The sequence below is a fragment of the Candidatus Delongbacteria bacterium genome (assembly GCA_041675285.1).
In the GTDB taxonomy this organism is placed as follows: domain Bacteria; phylum CAIWAD01; class CAIWAD01; order CAIWAD01; family CAIWAD01; genus CAIWAD01.
Genome location: JBAYTZ010000001.1, coordinates 196181 through 212404, shown reverse-complemented (window position 1 = coordinate 212404; position 16224 = coordinate 196181). Strand labels below are relative to the sequence as shown.

At 72.0% G+C, this 16224-nt stretch carries 15 protein-coding genes; 6 read left to right on the top strand and 9 right to left on the bottom strand.

What is annotated here, in order from left to right; translation table 11 throughout:
- Positions 1–160 precede the first annotated feature (160 nt).
- The 3 genes from WC326_00725 to WC326_00715 form a co-directional block, all read right to left on the bottom strand.
- Positions 161–679 (bottom strand): DinB family protein, encoded by a 519-nt coding sequence (locus WC326_00725; protein MFA7329571.1) that lies wholly within the window; start codon positions 677–679, stop codon positions 161–163.
- Entirely contained in the window at positions 676–1155 is a 480-nt protein-coding gene (locus WC326_00720; GenBank protein ID MFA7329570.1) for an acyltransferase, read from the bottom strand. The genes WC326_00725 and WC326_00720 overlap by 4 nt, the downstream gene beginning before the upstream one ends.
- Positions 1156–1344: 189 nt before the next feature.
- Entirely contained in the window at positions 1345–2346 is a 1002-nt protein-coding gene (locus tag WC326_00715) for a Gfo/Idh/MocA family oxidoreductase (GenBank protein MFA7329569.1), read from the bottom strand.
- 223 nt (positions 2347–2569) lie between these two features.
- On the opposite strand from WC326_00715, the gene WC326_00710 reads away from it, so the two are divergent.
- Genes WC326_00710 through WC326_00700 form a run of 3 tightly spaced genes read left to right on the top strand, consistent with a single transcriptional unit; the run spans position 2570 to position 6164 of the window.
- Complete coding sequence (locus WC326_00710; protein ID MFA7329568.1) at positions 2570–3688, top strand: DegT/DnrJ/EryC1/StrS family aminotransferase; 1119 nt, start codon at positions 2570–2572, stop codon at positions 3686–3688.
- Positions 3689–3700: 12 nt separating this feature from the next.
- Positions 3701–4735, top strand: a complete 1035-nt coding sequence (locus WC326_00705) for a glycosyltransferase (GenBank protein MFA7329567.1) — start codon at positions 3701–3703, stop codon at positions 4733–4735.
- Positions 4728–6164 (top strand): lipopolysaccharide biosynthesis protein, encoded by a 1437-nt coding sequence (locus tag WC326_00700; protein ID MFA7329566.1) that lies wholly within the window; start codon positions 4728–4730, stop codon positions 6162–6164. The genes WC326_00705 and WC326_00700 overlap by 8 nt, the downstream gene beginning before the upstream one ends.
- Positions 6165–6171: 7 nt before the next feature.
- On the opposite strand, the gene WC326_00695 is transcribed toward WC326_00700, so the two are convergent.
- The 6 genes from WC326_00695 to WC326_00670 are packed head-to-tail and all read right to left on the bottom strand — an operon-like array spanning position 6172 to position 12942.
- Complete coding sequence (locus tag WC326_00695; GenBank protein MFA7329565.1) at positions 6172–6747, bottom strand: acyltransferase; 576 nt, start codon at positions 6745–6747, stop codon at positions 6172–6174.
- Entirely contained in the window at positions 6741–8879 is a 2139-nt protein-coding gene (locus tag WC326_00690) for a bi-domain-containing oxidoreductase (protein ID MFA7329564.1), read from the bottom strand. Before WC326_00690 ends, WC326_00695 begins: the two co-directional genes overlap by 7 nt.
- Positions 8876–10066: a hypothetical protein gene (locus WC326_00685; protein MFA7329563.1), complete on the bottom strand. Its 1191-nt coding sequence runs from the start codon at positions 10064–10066 to the stop codon at positions 8876–8878. The genes WC326_00690 and WC326_00685 overlap by 4 nt, the downstream gene beginning before the upstream one ends.
- The gene (locus WC326_00680) at positions 10054–11133 is read right to left on the bottom strand and encodes a GNAT family N-acetyltransferase (protein MFA7329562.1); all 1080 of its coding nucleotides are present in this window, start codon (positions 11131–11133) and stop codon (positions 10054–10056) included. The genes WC326_00685 and WC326_00680 overlap by 13 nt, the downstream gene beginning before the upstream one ends.
- Entirely contained in the window at positions 11114–11716 is a 603-nt protein-coding gene (locus WC326_00675; GenBank protein MFA7329561.1) for a hypothetical protein, read from the bottom strand. The genes WC326_00680 and WC326_00675 overlap by 20 nt, the downstream gene beginning before the upstream one ends.
- Complete coding sequence (locus WC326_00670) at positions 11713–12942, bottom strand: glycosyltransferase family 4 protein (protein MFA7329560.1); 1230 nt, start codon at positions 12940–12942, stop codon at positions 11713–11715. Before WC326_00670 ends, WC326_00675 begins: the two co-directional genes overlap by 4 nt.
- Positions 12943–13161: 219 nt before the next feature.
- Between WC326_00670 and WC326_00665 the strand changes: the two genes are divergently transcribed.
- Genes WC326_00665 through WC326_00655 form a run of 3 tightly spaced genes read left to right on the top strand, consistent with a single transcriptional unit; the run spans position 13162 to position 16214 of the window.
- On the top strand, positions 13162–14502 hold the full coding sequence (locus WC326_00665) for a hypothetical protein (protein ID MFA7329559.1): 1341 nt from the start codon (positions 13162–13164) through the stop codon (positions 14500–14502).
- 3 nt (positions 14503–14505) lie between these two features.
- Complete coding sequence (locus WC326_00660; GenBank protein ID MFA7329558.1) at positions 14506–15627, top strand: glycosyltransferase family 4 protein; 1122 nt, start codon at positions 14506–14508, stop codon at positions 15625–15627.
- On the top strand, positions 15624–16214 hold the full coding sequence (locus WC326_00655; protein MFA7329557.1) for an acyltransferase: 591 nt from the start codon (positions 15624–15626) through the stop codon (positions 16212–16214). Before WC326_00660 ends, WC326_00655 begins: the two co-directional genes overlap by 4 nt.
- Positions 16215–16224: the final 10 nt, after the last annotated feature.

Here is a 16224-nt window from a genome sequence, read left to right as displayed (position 1 = left end):
AGGTCAACCTGGCGGGCTTCACCTCACGTGACACAATTCATCTTCGAGACTTCGAGTCTTCGTGATCAAGCGGACTCCCGGACGAGCGACCCTCGACCCAGGCAGAGCCCAATTCAAACTCTGTGCCTCTGTGACTCTGTGGTGAGATGCTTGGGAAGGCTCAGGCGCGCGGGGCCCAGGCGGCGATCATCCGGCGCATGACGCCCCGGTGCTCGGCTTCGTGCTGGAGCAGGTGGCTTAAGATCCACTCGGGCGTCGCGGCCCCCTCCAGGCCCTGCACCAACTCCGCCAGGTCGGGCTCCGCCAGCCGCGCGCACTCCGTCAGCAACAGGTAGCGGGCGCGGGCCAGTGCGGCGAGCAGTTCGGGCAGCGTGGCCGTTTCCGCCTGGGCCAACCGGCCGTCCGCCTGCCGCACGTCGTCGATGGGAAAGTTCTCCAGCGCTTCGGCCGGAATCTCCACACCCAGCAGGTCGCAGTAGAGCCAGTCCAACTCGATGGCGGCCAGGTGCGCCAGATGGGCGGCCAGGCTGTTGGGGAAGTCCGGCGAGCTGTGGTGCAGGAGCTCCGCCGGGGCCGTCGCCACGATGCGCAGCGTGCGCGCGCGGCCGTCCTCAAGCTGGGCCAGCAGGAGGCCCAGCCGGGTCGCGGGCTGCTCCGGGAGCCGGAAGGGCGCTCTCACTTGTCCGCCCGCCGGATCAGCCGGGCCGGCACGCCGGCCACCAGCGCGCCCGCAGGCACGTCCCGGGTCACCACGCTGCCGGCGCCCACCATGGCCCCTTCCCCGATGCGGATCCCGCAGAGGATGGTGGAGCCCGTTCCGATGGAGGCGCCCGCGCCCACCTGGGTGAACTCCAGGGTCCAGTCCTCCTCGGTCTGCGGCGTGCCGTCCGGGCGCGTGGCGCGCGGGAACTTGTCGTTGATGAAGGAGACGTTGTGGCCCACGAAGACGTTGTCGCCGATCTCCACGCCCTCGCAGATGAAGGTGTGGCTGCTGATCTTGCAGTTGCGGCCGATCTTCGCGCCCTTCTGGATCTCCACGAAGGCCCCCACCCGGCTGCCGGCGCCGATCTCGCAGCCGTAGAGGTTGACGAAGCTGAAGATCTTCACGCCTTCGCCCAGCTTCACGTCTTCGGCGATTCTCAGATACGAGTCCATGCGTTGCTCCTGCTACTGCCACCACAGAGGCACAGAGGCACGGCGAGGAGAGCGTTACGGGCTCCAGCCCCTGCGGAATCCCGCGTCACTCAGTGGCGGAATGCCCGAATGTGCCCATGTCTCGCCGGATCATCTCCAACAATCCTCTGTGTCTCCGTGACTCTGTGTTGAACGATTCCGTCTCCCGGATCAAGCCAACTCGCTCAGCTCCACGCGACGGCCGCCCTGGCGCAGGCTCAGTTCGGCGGCCTCGAGCAGGCGCGTCACCCGCAGGGCGTGGGCCGGCCCGGAGAGCGGCTCGCGACCCGTGGCGGCGCAGTCCAGGAATTCCTTGACCATCCGATCCAGCGCCTCGGTCCCGTCCAAGCGAGGGGCGCGCATGTCGCCCGTGCGGTAGCTCACCAGCGTGCGCCAGATCTCCTCGGGCTGGGTCAGCTCCACGCCCTTGTCGTACACCTTGATCTTCTCGCTGGGCTCCATGTCGTCGTAGACCACCATCTGGCGGTCGCCACCGATCAAGATGCGCCGCACCTTGACCGGGGCGATCCAGTTGACGTGGAAATGGGCGATCAGCTGGTCCGGGTAGAAGACCGTGAGGTAGGCCAGGTCCTCGTGCTGATAGTAGTGCCGGGCGCCGCAGGCCTGCACGGCCAGCGGTTCCCCGCCCGCCAGGTGGTCGCAGATGCTGAGATCGTGGGGCGCCAGGTCCCAGATCACGTTGGTGTCGTGCTGGAAGAGGCCCAGGTTGACACGCACGCTGTCGAAGTAGAGCAGGCGGCCCAACTCGCCCTGGTCGATGAGCTCGCGCACCTTGCGCACGGCCCCCGTGTAGAGGAAGGTGTGGTCCACCATCAGCGTGAGCCCCTTGGATTCCGCCAGGGTGATCAGCTCGCGCGCCTGGGCCGCGCTCTCCACGAAGGGCTTCTCCACCAGCAGGTGGCGGCCGGCCTCCAGGGCGCGGCGCCCCAATTCGAAGTGGCTGGAGAGGGGTGTGGCCAGGGCCACGGCCTCGACGCGCTCCAGCAACTCGTCGTAGCTGCCGGCCAGCTGGGCGGCGGGAAAGCGGCGGGCCCCCGCGGCGCGCCGGCCGTCGTCCAGGTCCGTCATGTGCACGTCGCAGCCCGGCTGGGCCTGGAAGTTGCGCACCAGGTTCGGTCCCCAGTAGCCCAGTCCCGCGATGCCGATCTTCATCTGGTGTCTCCTGTCATCCGGCTTCGGCCGGGACTCCCTGACCCGTCACCGTCCTTCCGACGAGGGCCGGGATTCCGGCGTTCGGCGGTGTGACAGACGGGGGCCACGGCCTCCGCCGGCAGCAAAGTACCAGCCGCCCCCAGCTTTCCCAAGCCGTGGCCGTTCGCCACTTTTGGCTTGGGAAGCGGTTCCACACGCCAAGCCGGAAGCAGCAGGAGAGCACATGCCGGTCCCCTTTCTCGATCTCAAGGCCCAATACGCCAGCATCAAGCATGAGTTGGACGCCGCCGTGGCGGGCGTCTTCGAGCGCTGCGAGTTCGTCACCGGCCCCACCGTGCGGGCCTTCGAGGAGGCCTTCGCCGCCGCCCACGGGGCGCGCTTCTGCGCCACCTGCAACAGCGGCACGGCGGCCCTGCACCTGATGTTCTGGGGCCTGGGGATCGGCCCGGGCGACGAGGTGCTGACCGCCGCCAACACCTTCATGGCCACGGCCGGCGGCGTCAAGCTGGCCGGCGCCACGCCCCGGCTGGCCGACGTGCGGGCAGACGACTTCAACCTGGATCCGGAGCAGGTGGAGGCCCGCATCACGCCGCGCACCAAGGTCCTGCTGCCGGTGCATCTCTACGGGCAGTGCGCGGACCTGAAGCCGCTGCGCGAGATCGCCGAGCGCCGCGGCCTGCTGCTGTTGGAGGACGCGGCCCAGGCGCACCTGGCCGGCTACCACGGCGTCCACGCCGGCCACCACGGCCGCGCGGCCGCCTTCAGTTTCTACCCGGGCAAGAACCTGGGCGCCGCCGGCGAGGGCGGCGCCGTGCTCACCAACGACGAAGCCCTCTACCAGAGGATCTGCCGGCTGCGCGACCACGGCATGCCCGAGAAGTACCTGCACGCCGAGTGGGGCCACAACTACCGGCTGGAGGGTCTGCAGGGCGCCGTGCTGGGGGTCAAGCTCCGGCACCTGCCCGGCTGGACCGCCGCGCGCCGGCAGGCGGCCGACTGGTACCGCGAGGAACTGGCGGGACTGCCCGGCATCCTCTGCCCGCAGGAGCTGCCCGGTCGCCGCCACGTGTATCACCTGTTCGTGATTCGCGTGACGCCGGAGTCCGGCACCATGCGCAACGCCCTGCAGGCGGCCCTGCAGCAGGCGGGCATCGGCTGCGGCCTGCACTATCCGCGCCCGGTCCACCTGCAGCCCGCCGCGGCGGAACTGGGCTACCGGGAGGGGGATTTCCCCGTCACCGAGCGGCTGGCCGGCGAGATCCTCAGCCTGCCCCTGTTCGCGGAGATCACGCGCGCCCAGGTGGCGGAGGTGGCGGCGGCGATCCGCGCGTCGGTGGCCTGAGCGGGAGGGTCCATGGCCGCCGAGCCCGCCCCATTCATCCTCTTGGTGGGCGGCCTGCCGCCGCCGGTGGGGGGCGTGTCCGTTCACCTGCAACGGTTGTGCGCCCGGCTGACCGCCGAGGGCTGGCGCTGGCGCGTGGCGGACGACGGCCGCTGCCGGCCCCTGCTCCTGCCCCTCCTGCTGGCGTCTGCCCTGCTCCGACACCGCCTGGGAGGCGGAGCACTCGTCCACGTCCACAGCGGCAACTGGCGCACGCGCCTGCTCTGCGCGCTGCTGGGGCGCCTGCTGGGGCTGCCCGTCTTGCTCACCCTCCACAGCTTCCGGCCGCTGGACAACCCGCGCACCCGACGGCTGGCCCGGGCCGCCCTGCGCCTCTGCCGCGGCGTGGTGGCCGTCAGCGCGGAGGTCCGCGCCCGCTGCCTGGAGTACGGCGCCCGGCCCGAACAGGTCCGCGTGCAGTACGCCTACCTGGATCCGCCCGCACTCGGGGCCGGTCCCCTGCCCGCCGCCGTGCGCGAGTTCCTGGCCCGGCACCAGCCCCGGCTGGCAGCCAGCGCGTTCCGGCTGCGCTTCCACGAGGGTCTGGATCTCTACGGCCTCGATCTGCTCGTGGAGCTGGTCCACCAGCTGCGCCGCACCCGGCCCGCCGCTGGACTGGTCTTCGTCCTGCCGGAGATCGGGCTGCCGGACTACCTGGCGCGCTGCCGGACCCGGTTGGACGAACTGGGGTTGGCGGAGCACGTGCTGATCATCACGGACAGCCTGGAATTCCCTGCGCTGCTGCGCGAGTGTGACCTGCTGGTGCGGCCCACCACCAGCGACGGCGACAGCCTCTCCCTGCGCGAGGCCCAGTTCAGCGGGTGCCGCTGCCTGGCCAGCGACGCCGTGCCCCGGCCGGAGGGCGTGGCGCTGTTCCGCTCCCGGGACGGCGCTCACCTCCTCCAGCGCTGCGGGGAGCTGCTGGCGGAGCCCAAACCCGCGCCACGCGCCGGCCAGGATGGCTGGGCGGGCCTGGCCGCGGCTTACCGGCAGGTGCTCCGTGGCTGAGAGCCTGCGCCGCAATAGCCTGGCCGGGCTGGGGTGGGCCTTTGGACAACAGGCGGGCAGCCAGCTCAGCCGCGTGGTCTTCTCCATCCTGCTGGCCCGTATCCTCTCACCGGCGGACTACGGCCTGCTGGGGCTGGGCCTGCTCTGCGTCAACTTCCTGCAGATCCTCTCCACCTTCGGACTGGGCGACGGACTGATCCAGCTGGGACGCCAGGCCGAGGAAGCGGAGCTGGCGGCCTTGTTCCGCCTGCACGCGACCCTGGCCCTGGGCACCGCCTGCCTGCTGGCGCTGGCCGCCCCAGCTGTGGCGGCCTGGTACCGGTTGGAGGACCTGACCGACATCCTGCGCCTGCTGGCCCTGACCTTCGTGTTCTCCATCGGCGTGGTGGTGCCGCGGGCGGCGCTGGAGAAGCGCCTGCGTTTCCAGACCGTGGCCCGGCGGGCCGTGCCGGCCACCCTGCTCAGCGGGCTGCTGGCGCTGGCGGCCGCCCACGCGGGTTGGGGCGTCTACAGTCTGGTGGTGCTGGCGCTGGCGGAGCCCGCCTTGCTGGCCATCAGCCTGCTGCCCTGGATTCCCCGCGCGCGCCCGGCCCCCCTGCGGCAACTGCTGCCCGTCCTGCACTATTCCTGGAAACTCAGCGTGGCCGGCGTGGTGGGCTTCGTGGGCAAGAACATCGACGCGGTGGTGATCGGCCGCTGGATCGGCCCGCGCGATCTGGGCCTGTACCAACTGGGCTTCCGGTTGACCCGGCTGCCCAGCCAGAACCTGGCCGGCGTGCTGGACCGCGTGCTCTTCCCGGCCTACGCCAGCATCCAGGACGACCGGCCGCGGGTGGCCCGGGCCTACGTGCGCGTGCTGCGCGGCATGTCCTGGCTGATGTTCCCGCTGATGACCCTGGCGGCCTTCAGCCTGGAGCGGCTGGCGCCGCTGCTGCTGACCCACAAGTGGGACGGCGTGGTGCCCGTGATGCAGGTCTTCTGCGTCCTGGCCGTGGTGCAGACCATGGGCCGGAGCATGAACGCCGTGATCCAGGCCCTGGGCCGCAGCGACGTGGTGCTGGTCTGGGTGTTCTTCGCCGCGCCGCTGAACATCGCCGCCGTGGCCCTGAGCGCGCGCTGGGGCATCCTGGCGGTGGCCGTCGCGCTGGTGGCCACGCGCCTGCTGATCCAACTGGGACAGCAGCACGTGATCGCCCGCCTGCTCGGGGTTCCCCACGGCCGTCTGCTGCGGGCGGAATTCGCGGGCCTGCCCTTCTGCCTGGCCCTGGCCGGTCTGCAGGGACTGACCGGGCTGGCCGGCTGGCATCCCTGGCTGCGGCTGAGCGTGCTGAGCCTGGCCACGCTGCTGCCACCGGCCCTGCTGCTGGCCGCCCGGGGCCGCCAGGGCGCCCTGGCCTGGCTGGCCGGGGACAGCCCGCAGCGCGGGTGAAGCCGGCTCAGCGGGTGAGACGGGTCCGGCCGGAACGCAAGCGCAAGGCCGCCTTGCCCGGCGGATCCCCGGCCGCCCACTCCGCCACGGCCTGTCGGATGGAGCCCTCGTCCTCCACCTCCAGCACGCGCGCCTCCTGGGCATAGGCGGCCAGGTACTCGTCCACCGTGCAGAGGATCTTGGCGGGCACACCGCCAACCACGTGGCCCGCGGGCACGTCCCGGGTCACCAGGGCGCCGGCGGCCACCACGGAGCCGCGTCCAACGCGCACGCCCGGCATGATGATCGCCCGGGTGCCCACGAACACGTCGCGCTCGATGACGATCCGTCCCACCACGTTGACCAGATCCGTGCGCCCGGCCCGGTTGAGCATGGCGATGGCGCCGTCGTGGTTGAGCAGCAGCGTGCCCGCGGTGAGCCAGACGTTCTCGCCGATCTCCGTCAGATGGGGCTCGGCGATGGTGGCGTTGAAGACGGGCAGCCAGGCGGGGGCGACCAGCCCGCGCCGCCGGTAGCGCTCCAAGGGCGTGTGGCGCAGCCGTTCCAGCAGGTCGCGCAGGCGGCGGGTGATTCGTTTCAGCATGGGGACTCCCCGTTGTCGCCGTCCAGCCAGTCCTGCAAGGCGATGGCCCACTCGCTGGCTCCCAGGGCCTCTTCCACGCTCATGGGCGGCGGACCCTGGCCCAGCGCGGCGCGCACGAAGGCCTGCAGTCCGGCGGCGTGACCCTTGTCCGCCTCGTCCCAGGACTTGGATCCCCCCTGGGCGTCGTGCCGGGTCAGGCGCCGGAAGTCCTCCAGCACCCAGGACGCGCCGGCGGCGTGGGCCTCGATCCGCTCCTTCTCCAGGCCCCGGCTGCCCTCGCTCACATATTGGATCTGCGCCAGGCTGCCGTCCGGATAGGCCAGCGTGACCGCGTACTGGTCGGCGACGCCGCCCGGCCCGGGCCGGGCGGGCAGGACCCGCACCTGGGCCTCCTCCGGCTGCGCGCCGGCCAAAAAGGAGCAGAAGTCGATGAAGTGGCAGCCCTCGCCGATCAGCCGGCCGCCGCCCTCCGAGCGGACCTGCACCCAGGACGTGGCCGGGATGCGCCCGGCGTTCACGCGGTAGCTGAGGACAAGCGGTTCGCCGCCTGCGTCCAGTCCCGCCTTCAAGCGCCGGGCCAGGGGCGCGAAGCGGCGGTTGTAGCCCACGCAGAACAGCAGCGGGCTGCCGGCCAGGGCCTGGCGCAGCGCCTCGATCTCGTCCAGCCGGATGGCGGCGGGCTTCTCCACGAAGACGTGCTTGCCCGCGGCCAGGGCGCGCAGGGCCAGCTGGGCGTGGCTATCGTGGCGCGTGGCGATGAGCACGGCCTGGGTGCCCGGATCCGCCAGCAGGGCCGTCGGGTCCGTGCCCGACCAGGGGACCTTGAACTCGGTGGCCAACTTGCCTGCCGTGAAGCCGCCGCGGGACACCAGCCCGCGCAACTCCACGTCGGCCAGGGCGGCTAGGGTGGGCAGATGCACGCGGGCGCAGAAGCCGCCGGCCCCGATCACGGCCAGGCCCAGCCGCCCGCCGCTCACGCTCAGCGCCGGCAGGGGCGTCGGCGCCTCCTCGGCCAACGCGGGATACTCCAGCATCACCGCCAGATGGGTCTCCGGGGCGGCCTTGATGCCGTCGAAGGCGGCGACGGCCTGCTCGATGGGATAGATCCGCGGCTCCAGCAGGGCGGGCCGCAGGCGGCCGCTGCGCATCAGCTCCAGCACGGCCTGCAGGTTGCGGTTCTCCGTCCAGCGGGCGAAGGCCGGCGGGTAGTCGCGCCCGCGCTGCTCGTAATCCGGGTCGTAGCGGCCCGGCCCGTAGGAGCAGGCGATGCGCAGCTCCACCTCCTTTTCGTAGAACGGGCTGCGCGGCAGCTCCAGTCCCACGGCGCCCACCACCACCACCCGGCCCCGCTTGCGCGCCAGCGACATGGCCTGGCGCAGGGGAGCGCTGGACGAAGTGCCCGCGGTGAGCAGGACCAGGTCGGCGCCCACGCCTCCGCTCAGGCGCTGCACGGCCTCCTCCACGCCGGGATCGTCGGCCAGCAGGGCCTGTTCGGCGCCGCAGCGCCGGGCCAGCTCCAGCCGCCCGGGCAGCAGATCCAGGCCCAGGACGCGGCAGCCGGCAGCGGCCAGCATCTGCACGCTGAGCAGGCCGATCAGGCCCAGGCCGGTGACCACCACGGTCTCACCCAGGGCCGGAGCACCCTGGCGGATGCCCTGCAGGGCGATGCTGGCCACCGTGGCCCAAGCGGCGTCCCGGCTGGGCACGTCGTCGGGAACCGGGGCCACCAGCAGGCGCGGCACGGCCACCACCTCGGCGTGGGCCGCGATCCCCGACCCCGCGCAGGCCACGCGATCCCCGGGCTGCAGATCGTGCACGCCCTGTCCCAACGCCAGCACGCGGCCCGCCGTGCTGTAGCCCACCGCCCCGGCGATGTTGTCCACGTGGGCGGCCTTGCGCAGCAGGTCGCGCAGGGTGTTGTGGCGGATGGCCTTCAGGCCCTTGCGCAGCAGGTCCTGGCGCACGCGCAGCTGGCCGCGCAGGTCGCCAGGCAGGACCAGCCCGCCGGTCTCCGTGCCGGCGCTGATCAGGCTGAACTCGTTCAACACCAGCACCTGGCCCGCCGCCGCCTGGGGGCGTGGCACCTCGCGCACCAGCATGCGCTGCTCCTTGGTCTTGAAGACCTGCTTCACGCGGGGTTCTCCTCCAGTTGAAAGACGTCACACGACAGGGGCAGCGGCAGGGCGACGAAGCGGCCGAAGGGCGTTTGGCGCACGGGATGGGCCTGTCCATCCAACCCGCGCAGACCCGTCAAGCGGGCTGAGAGCGCTTCCAACTCCAACCAGGCCAATTGGTCCACGCGGGGAGCCTCCACGCGCAAGGCCCCGGCTTCGGCGTGGAAGCGGGTCTGCTCCCGCAGCCGCCAGTGGTCGGCGATCTCGGTCAGGTGGGCGTGCCAGACCGGCTTGTCCCGCAGGTGGTCCAGCAGCTGCGTCAAGGCGCTGGCATCGTCCTGCAGGTTGTTGCGCTGCCGCCGGCCGTCCTCCCGGCTGGGCGCGACGTGCTCCTGGACGGTCAGCGGCAGACCCTCCCGCAGCAGCTGCTCCAGTTGCCGCTCCACCACCCGGCGCATGGCCCGGCGCTGCCCAAACCGCTTGGGCCACTTGGGCCACTCCTCGCGCAGGTAGGGTGGCAGCACGTTGCCCGCCAGGGTGCTGGGCATCTCCAGCACGGCGCCCGCGGCGAACCAGGTGGGCGCCAGTTCGGCGGCCGGCGTGTCGGTGGACTGGATCGCCCGGCGGTTGAAGCGCCGGCACCACCAGCGAAAGCCGCAGGCCGCCACCGCGGCGTCGGCGAGCTCGCCGCCGGCGTAGCCCGGGTACTTGCCGCCCAGCGGCGGGGACTGGAAGACGCGGTCCCAGATCTCCAGGCCGCGCCGGGTCTCGTCCAGGGCCGCCTGCAAGGTCGCGTAGCTGCGGAACTCCTGGTCGCGCGCCGCCCCCTGCCCGCGGAAGTGGTCCTTGCCGTGGTAGCAGCACTCCAGCCGCGGGTGGGCGGCCAGCGTGCGCAGGAACTCGCGCATCTCCGGACGCTCGTCGATGGCGTGGAAGCGCGAGCCGGCGGGCGGCTCCACCAGGGGGCGGCGGTTGACCGGAATGAACAGGCTGATCCTCAACTCCGGGAAAGGCGCCAGCAAGCGCTCCTCCACGAAGCGCCAGGCGGAGTCCGCTCCCCGACCCAAGTGGCCCCAGTCGCACTCGCGACCGCGGCAACCCCGGGCCGGGACGAACACGTCGGCCAGGTCGTCGATCATCAGGTTGAGCGGCGCGGCCGCGCCCCCCGGCCAGGCGGCCACGCGCAGACAGGTCAGGTCCGCCATGTGGACTTCCAACGGCTGGCGGCGCGCACGCCGGCGCGCAGCAGATTGACTGGCCCGGGCCGCAGCCGGCGGCAGCGCAGCATGGGTCGAACCACGGGATCCCACTTGAGCTTGTAGTCCTCTTCGCCCGCCATGAAATCCAGCCGCTCCACGCCCAGCGCGCCGAGCTGCCGGATGCTGTCCCAGAGCACGAGCTTGCCGATGCTGTAGGGAAAGAGCTCCGGGTCGTAGCTGGTGATCCAATCGAAGAAAGCGCCGCCGTGCAGGAAGCCCAGGCGGTAGGCCACCAGGCGGCCGGAACGCCGGGCGCAGAAACAGGCGAATTCGCCGCGTTCCGTGGCCAGTGTGCCCACGGTCCCGATGAAGGCGCAGCGGGCGGGGTCCAGGAAGGAACTCTTGTGGCCCTCGGATTGCCAGCGGCGCCGGGCCAGCTCGCGCAGCTCCTCCAGCAGGGCGGGCGTGCAAGTCTGTTCGAGTTGCAGCTCGGGCTCGAGGCCCGCCTCCGCCAGCCGGCGCTTCTTCTTGGCCACGTCGTGGCGCAGATTCTTGCCCACGCGGGCTTCCAGCGCTTCCCAGCCTGCCCGCAGGTCCAGCAGCGGGTTGCCCTCCACGCGCCCGCACTCCCAGCCGCGCGCTTCCAGAAGTTCGGCCAACGGAAAGGCGGGCGTGCCCTCGATCAACGGCGCCAGCCGCGCCTCGTGGACATGGCGGCCGGCCCGCTCCAGCCAGGCGGCCACCTGTTCCAGCGCCGCCTGATCGCCGGGAGCGACGGCCAGGGGCAGGCTGTCCGAGAACCCGTCGCCGCCGTTGCAGAGCACGCGATGGGCCAGCGGGCAGTGCGGATCGCGCTCGCGTCGGCGCACCACGGGCAGCAGAGCGCGCCACTCCCCGCCCTGCTGAAAGGCCAGCAGGCGGCTCTGCTGGGGGGCGAACTGCCGGACCCAGGCTTCCATCCACCAGGCCGTGGACTGGATGTGCGGATGCGGCGCCTGCTCCGTCAGCCGCTCCCAGGCGCGGGCCGCTTCCTCCCCCAGAGGCAGGGGAAGCTCAGTCCAGGTCCAGCTCATGCCACTCCACCTTGAAACTGCGCGTCCAGCGCCATCCCAGCACGCGCCGGATCACCAAACGCTCTAGCAAGCGGGCGCCCGCGGCCCGCTGGGCCCGCAGGGCCGGGCGGTTGCGCGCGTGGACCAGGCCGTCCAGCGGAGCCAGGCCCAACCCCGCCGCCGCCGCCAACCGCCGGGCCAGCATGGCCCCGTGCAGGCCCAGTCCGCGCCGCTCGGGATCCGTCCACGAGTCGAGCAGCACGCCGCCCCCGGGACCCGGGTCCAGGTGCAGGCCCGTGTTGGGTTCATCGTAGCTCCCGCGCCAGAGCCAGGTGTCGTAGAGCAGGCCGTCCGCGTCGGCGACTCCCAGGCCGAGCTGGCGCGCATCCGCCAGGCGCTGTTCGATGCGCCGGTTGCGGGCCGCATGCCGCCGGTAGCCCAGCCGTAACTCTTCCCCCTGCAGCACGCGGCAGCCCGCGGGCAGGGGCGGCGCCGGAGGCGGATCGGCGCGCGGCTCGTGCCGGATCCGCAGCCACTCCTGGCGCTCGTAGAAGCGGCGCGCCAATCCCAGGCCGCGCCAGCGCAGGGCGGCGAGGAGTCTCATGCCCGCCCCGCCGCTTGTTGTAACACGAGGTTCAGCCGGTCCAGCAGGTCTTGTCGATCGTAGTCGCGCCGCAGCAGGGCCCGGCCGCGCCCGCCCATGGCCCGGCGCTCGGCGGGGTCCAGGCGCGTGAAGGCCTCGAGGGTCCGGCGGATGCCCTCCACGTCGCCGGGGGGCGCCGTGAGACCGAGGCCTTCCTGCTCCACCAGGCGCTGGAGTTCGCCGCCCGCGATCGCCAGGATGGGTCGGCCCGCCGCCAGACAGGTCTGGAATTTGGCTGGCACGGTCAGGTGGAAGATCGGCTGGTCGTCCAGGGGCACCAACAGGCCGTCGCTGGCCGCGTAGAGTGCCGGCATGGCGGCGGCGGGCACGCGGCCCCAGAAGCGCACGCCCGGGATGGCCTCCACTTCCACGCGCTTCCGCAGGGCGGCGGCGTGGGAGCCGTCCCCGACGAAGTTCAACCGCAGGGTCGCGCGGACGGGCGCTGGCAACGCCGCGAAGGCGCTCAGCACACGGTCCAGGTTCTGGACCTTGCCCAGGTTGCCGGCGAAGGTGAGCTGCAGGCAGCCGGGCTCGGCTAAGCGTGGATCCGGCTCCGCCTCGGCCAGGGTCTCCGCCCAGTTGGGCACGAAGTCCACCGGCAGCCCGGCAGGCAGGTGCGGAGCCAGGGCGGCGCGAAAGCCCGCGCAGGAGACCAGCACGCGGCGGGCGGGCCGGTAGCAGCCACGCACGAAACCGTTCAGCAGGGCCTCGCGCAGGGGCGTGCGGCGGAAGCCGTAGGCCCAGACGCTGTCCGGCCAGAGATCCTGGGTCCAGATCACCAGCGGCACGCGGCGCCAGCGGGCCAGCACCACCGCGGGCAGGACGCTGGTCAGCGGCCCGGTGTTGTAGGAGAAGACCACGTCGGGCCGGCCGCCGTGCGCCAGCGCGGCCAGGCTGCCGCGCAGGGCGAAGGAGAGGTAGTTCCAGAGTTTGCGGCGCAGGCTGGCGGCGTAGCCCGTCACCGTGCGCACCCGGCGGATGCGCAGGCCCTCCCAGGCCTCGGCGGCCACGGGGCGGTTCACCCAGCCGGGCGGAAGCTCGCCACGCGGGTAGCTGGGGACCTGGGTCAGCACCTCCACCCGATGGCCGCGCGCCACCCAGTCCCGGGCCAGATCGTTGATGCGGAACTCCTCCGGGTGGAAGCGCTCGCTGACGATGAGGATTCGCAGGGATCGGGTGGAGGCCATGGGCATCAAAATTGTGCAACCCGGGAATTGATGTCGACCCTCAGGCGGCGCAGGTCCGTGCGGCACGCCGCTTCAGTGTAGGTCACGGACCACCGCATGTCAAGCCGGAAGGCCCCGCCCCAGGCGCCGGGCGGCGGCGCCCCGTGCCGGTTCCTGTGCCACACCTTATCTTCGCTCCTGCGTCGGCGGCCAGGTCCGGCGCCCCACTGGAGGCCAGCCGTGATCCGTCGCACCCTGTTCGATCTCAAGCAGCGACTGGGAAACCGCTCCGCCCTGGAGTTGCACGGGCAACTGGCCGCCGAAGAGCGGCTCAGTCGCGACGAACTGGAGCGGCTGGCCTGGAAGCGCCGCCGGGCGATCGTCTTCCACGCCTACGATCAGGTTCCCTTCTACCAGCGCAAGTACCAGCGGGCGGGCTTTCATCCCAACGACCTGCAGGATCCGGCGGACTTCGCGCAGGTGCCCGTGCTCTCCAAGGACGAGCTACGCGTCTCCTTCGAGGAGCTGATCGCCCACGACAGCCGGCCCGGCCAGCGCCGCCTCTCCACCACCGGCGGGAGCACGGGCGTACCGGTGCGCGTGCTGTTCGATCGCCGCGTGGCGCTGGAAGCCTTCGCCTGGCGCGTGCTGGACTGGTGGGGCCTGCACGCCTCGGACCACGTGGGCTTCGTCTACCGCCGGACGCGCCGGGGCGCGGCCCAGGCGGTCAACCAGGCGCTCTGGTGGCCCACGCGCCGGCTCTTCCTGGATGCCGCGGCCATGACCCCGGCCCGGGTCGGGTACTTCCTCCACCAATTGGAGCGACTGCGTCCGCCCCTCCTGCAGGGCTACATGGGCGCGCTGGCCGACCTGGCCGGGGAGTTGGAGACCCGCGGCGTGCGACCGGACTTTCTGCGCGCCGTCTGGTCCACCTCCACGCCCCTGCCGGCCTCTCTGCGTCACAAGATGGAGCGGGCCTTCGGCTGCCCTGTCTACGACCAGTACGGCTGCGGAGAGGTCTTCTGGCTGGCCTGCGAGTGCCGCGAACAGGCGGGCCTGCACGTCTTCGCCTCCCGCCGGACCATCGAGGCCGTGGATGGGCAGGATCGTCCCCAGCCCGCGGGGGAATGGGGCGACCTGCTGATCACGGACCACGAGAATCGCGTCTTCCCGATCATCCGCTACCGCAACGGCGACCGCGGCCGCCTGCTGGCGGGGGCCTGCCCCTGCGGCCGCAGCCTGCCCTTGATGGACAGCGTCAAGGGGCGCATCAGCGACGCCCTGCGCCTGCCCGGCGGCCTGACGCTGAGCGGCGAGTTCCTGACCACCATCTTCGACGACCACCCCGAGGCCGTCCAGGCCTTCCAGGTGCACCAGGCCGCCGACGGCAGCCTCACCCTGCGCTGCGTGCCCGGCGACGACGCCCGGGCACTGCGGCAGATCGAGCTGGCCACGGCCGCCCTGCAGGCCCGGATCGGCGATTCCACCCACCTGCGGCTGGAGCTGGTGGAGCACATCGGGCACGACCGCGGCAAGACCCGCTTCATCATCAGCGAGTTGTCTCACAGACACGGGGATTGACGCATGAGGAAAGCGCCGGTCTGCATCAGCAACGGGCCGCTGGTCGTCGACGGCCCGCGGGTCCTGGTCAATCAGCACACCGGGCGCTTCCTGGAGGAGCTGTCCGGCCTGACGGGTCCGCTGCGCGTGTTCCAGTACCTGCTGCGCAAAACGGACCGGCAGGACTTCGGCGGGCTGCTGGACTACGACATCAGCGGGCAGCCCGGCCTGCGACCGGAAGGCCTGGTCTACCACGCCGCGAACCCGCTCCTCAAGGCCGTCGATCGGCTGCGCCTCTATCTGCAGCTGCCCTGGCTCTTGCGCGGGACGGCCTGGACCTATTGCTTCCTGCCCGGCACCCTGCCCATGTACGCGGCCGGCGTGTGCCGCCTGCTGGGCGTACCCTACGGGGTCTACGTGCGCGGACAGCTCCAGGTCGCCAGCCGCCGCACCCAGCAGGTGCTGGCCCACGCCCGGCTGGTGGTCAGCAACAACTCCCACACCGCCGCGGAGCTGGCCCCCTACTGCCGGCGACCGCTGGTCGCCCCGCCCATGATGGCCGTGGGTCCCGCCGACGTGGTCGGGGAGCGAAACGGCCGCCGGAGCAGCCCGCCGCGCGTGCTCTTCGTGGGGCGGATCGAGGCCCCCAAGGGCGTGCGGGAACTCTACCAGGCCCTGGACCAGCTGGCCCGGGAAGGCGCGGAGTTCCAACTGGAGCTGGTGGGTCTGGGACCGCTGGGGAGTCCGTCCCAGCTGCCGCCGGCGCTGCGGGCGCGCACCACGTTCGCCGGCTTCATCAGCGACAAGCAGGAGCTGGCCGCGCGCTATCTGGCCGCCGATCTGCTGGTGCTGCCCACCCACGACGAGGGCTTCCCGCGCGTGCTCTACGAGGCCATGACCTACGGACTGCCCAGCCTGACCACCTTCGTCGGGGGAATTCCTAGTTTGATGCGCGCCGAAGAAAACTGCCTGCGCTGCGAGCCCCGCGACACCGCCAGCCTGGCCGACGGACTGCGGCGCCTGCTGGCGGATCCGGAGCTGCGCGAGCGCCTGTCCGCGGGCGCCCGGGCCACGATCCGGGCCTTTCACGAGCGCAGCGGCGAATCCCACGCCCGGCTGGTCCACAGGGAGATGTCCACCCCATGAAGAGCCTTGCCCGCTTCTGGAACGGCCGACCGGCCGGCCTGCCCGCCGCGCTGCTGGAACTGGCCACGGCGGCCCTGACCAACCTGGGCAGCCGCCTCTGCACCTGGGTCTGGCGCTCGAACTTCGCGGCCTGCGGCCCGGGCTGCAAAATCCTCTGGCGGCCGGTCATCCGGCATCCCGGCAACATCCGGCTGGGTGCCGGCGTGGTGCTGGCCCCGGGCGTGGTCCTGGGCAGCGAGACCGCCACCGGACGGCTGGAGCTCGAGGACAGCGTCTGGATCGGCACCCACTGCCGGATCGATTTCAGCGGCCACGTGAGCATCGGGGCCGGCAGCACGCTCTCCCCCGGAGTGGTGATCTACAGCCACTCCCACGGGCTGGAGCCGCGCAGCCACCCGGTGACCTGCGAGGTGCGGATCGGGCGCGGGGTCTGGATCGGCTCGGGAGCCGTGATCCTTCAGAGCGTGAGCGAGATTCCCGACGGCTGCGTGATCGGCGCCGGGGCCCTGGTGACGCGCTCGCCCGAACCGGGCCAGATCATCGTGGGCAATCCCGGCCGGCCCCTTGTCCGGCGGGCCCAGCCGTGAGACCCGGCGT

Bases quoted from the DNA above. Each gene is read 5' to 3' on its own strand.
- WC326_00670 (MFA7329560.1), bottom strand. From the start codon at position 12,942: ATGGCCTCCACCCGATCCCTGCGAATCCTCATCGTCAGCGAGCGCTTC.
- WC326_00695 (MFA7329565.1), bottom strand. From the start codon at position 6,747: ATGCTGAAACGAATCACCCGCCGCCTGCGCGACCTGCTGGAACGGCTG.
- WC326_00685 (MFA7329563.1), bottom strand. From the start codon at position 10,066: ATGGCGGACCTGACCTGTCTGCGCGTGGCCGCCTGGCCGGGGGGCGCG.
- WC326_00710 (MFA7329568.1), top strand. From the start codon at position 2,570: ATGCCGGTCCCCTTTCTCGATCTCAAGGCCCAATACGCCAGCATCAAG.
- WC326_00715 (MFA7329569.1), bottom strand. From the start codon at position 2,346: ATGAAGATCGGCATCGCGGGACTGGGCTACTGGGGACCGAACCTGGTG.
- WC326_00720 (MFA7329570.1), bottom strand. From the start codon at position 1,155: ATGGACTCGTATCTGAGAATCGCCGAAGACGTGAAGCTGGGCGAAGGC.
- WC326_00655 (MFA7329557.1), top strand. From the start codon at position 15,624: ATGAAGAGCCTTGCCCGCTTCTGGAACGGCCGACCGGCCGGCCTGCCC.
- WC326_00680 (MFA7329562.1), bottom strand. From the start codon at position 11,133: ATGAGCTGGACCTGGACTGAGCTTCCCCTGCCTCTGGGGGAGGAAGCG.
- WC326_00675 (MFA7329561.1), bottom strand. From the start codon at position 11,716: ATGAGACTCCTCGCCGCCCTGCGCTGGCGCGGCCTGGGATTGGCGCGC.
- WC326_00660 (MFA7329558.1), top strand. From the start codon at position 14,506: ATGAGGAAAGCGCCGGTCTGCATCAGCAACGGGCCGCTGGTCGTCGAC.
- WC326_00705 (MFA7329567.1), top strand. From the start codon at position 3,701: ATGGCCGCCGAGCCCGCCCCATTCATCCTCTTGGTGGGCGGCCTGCCG.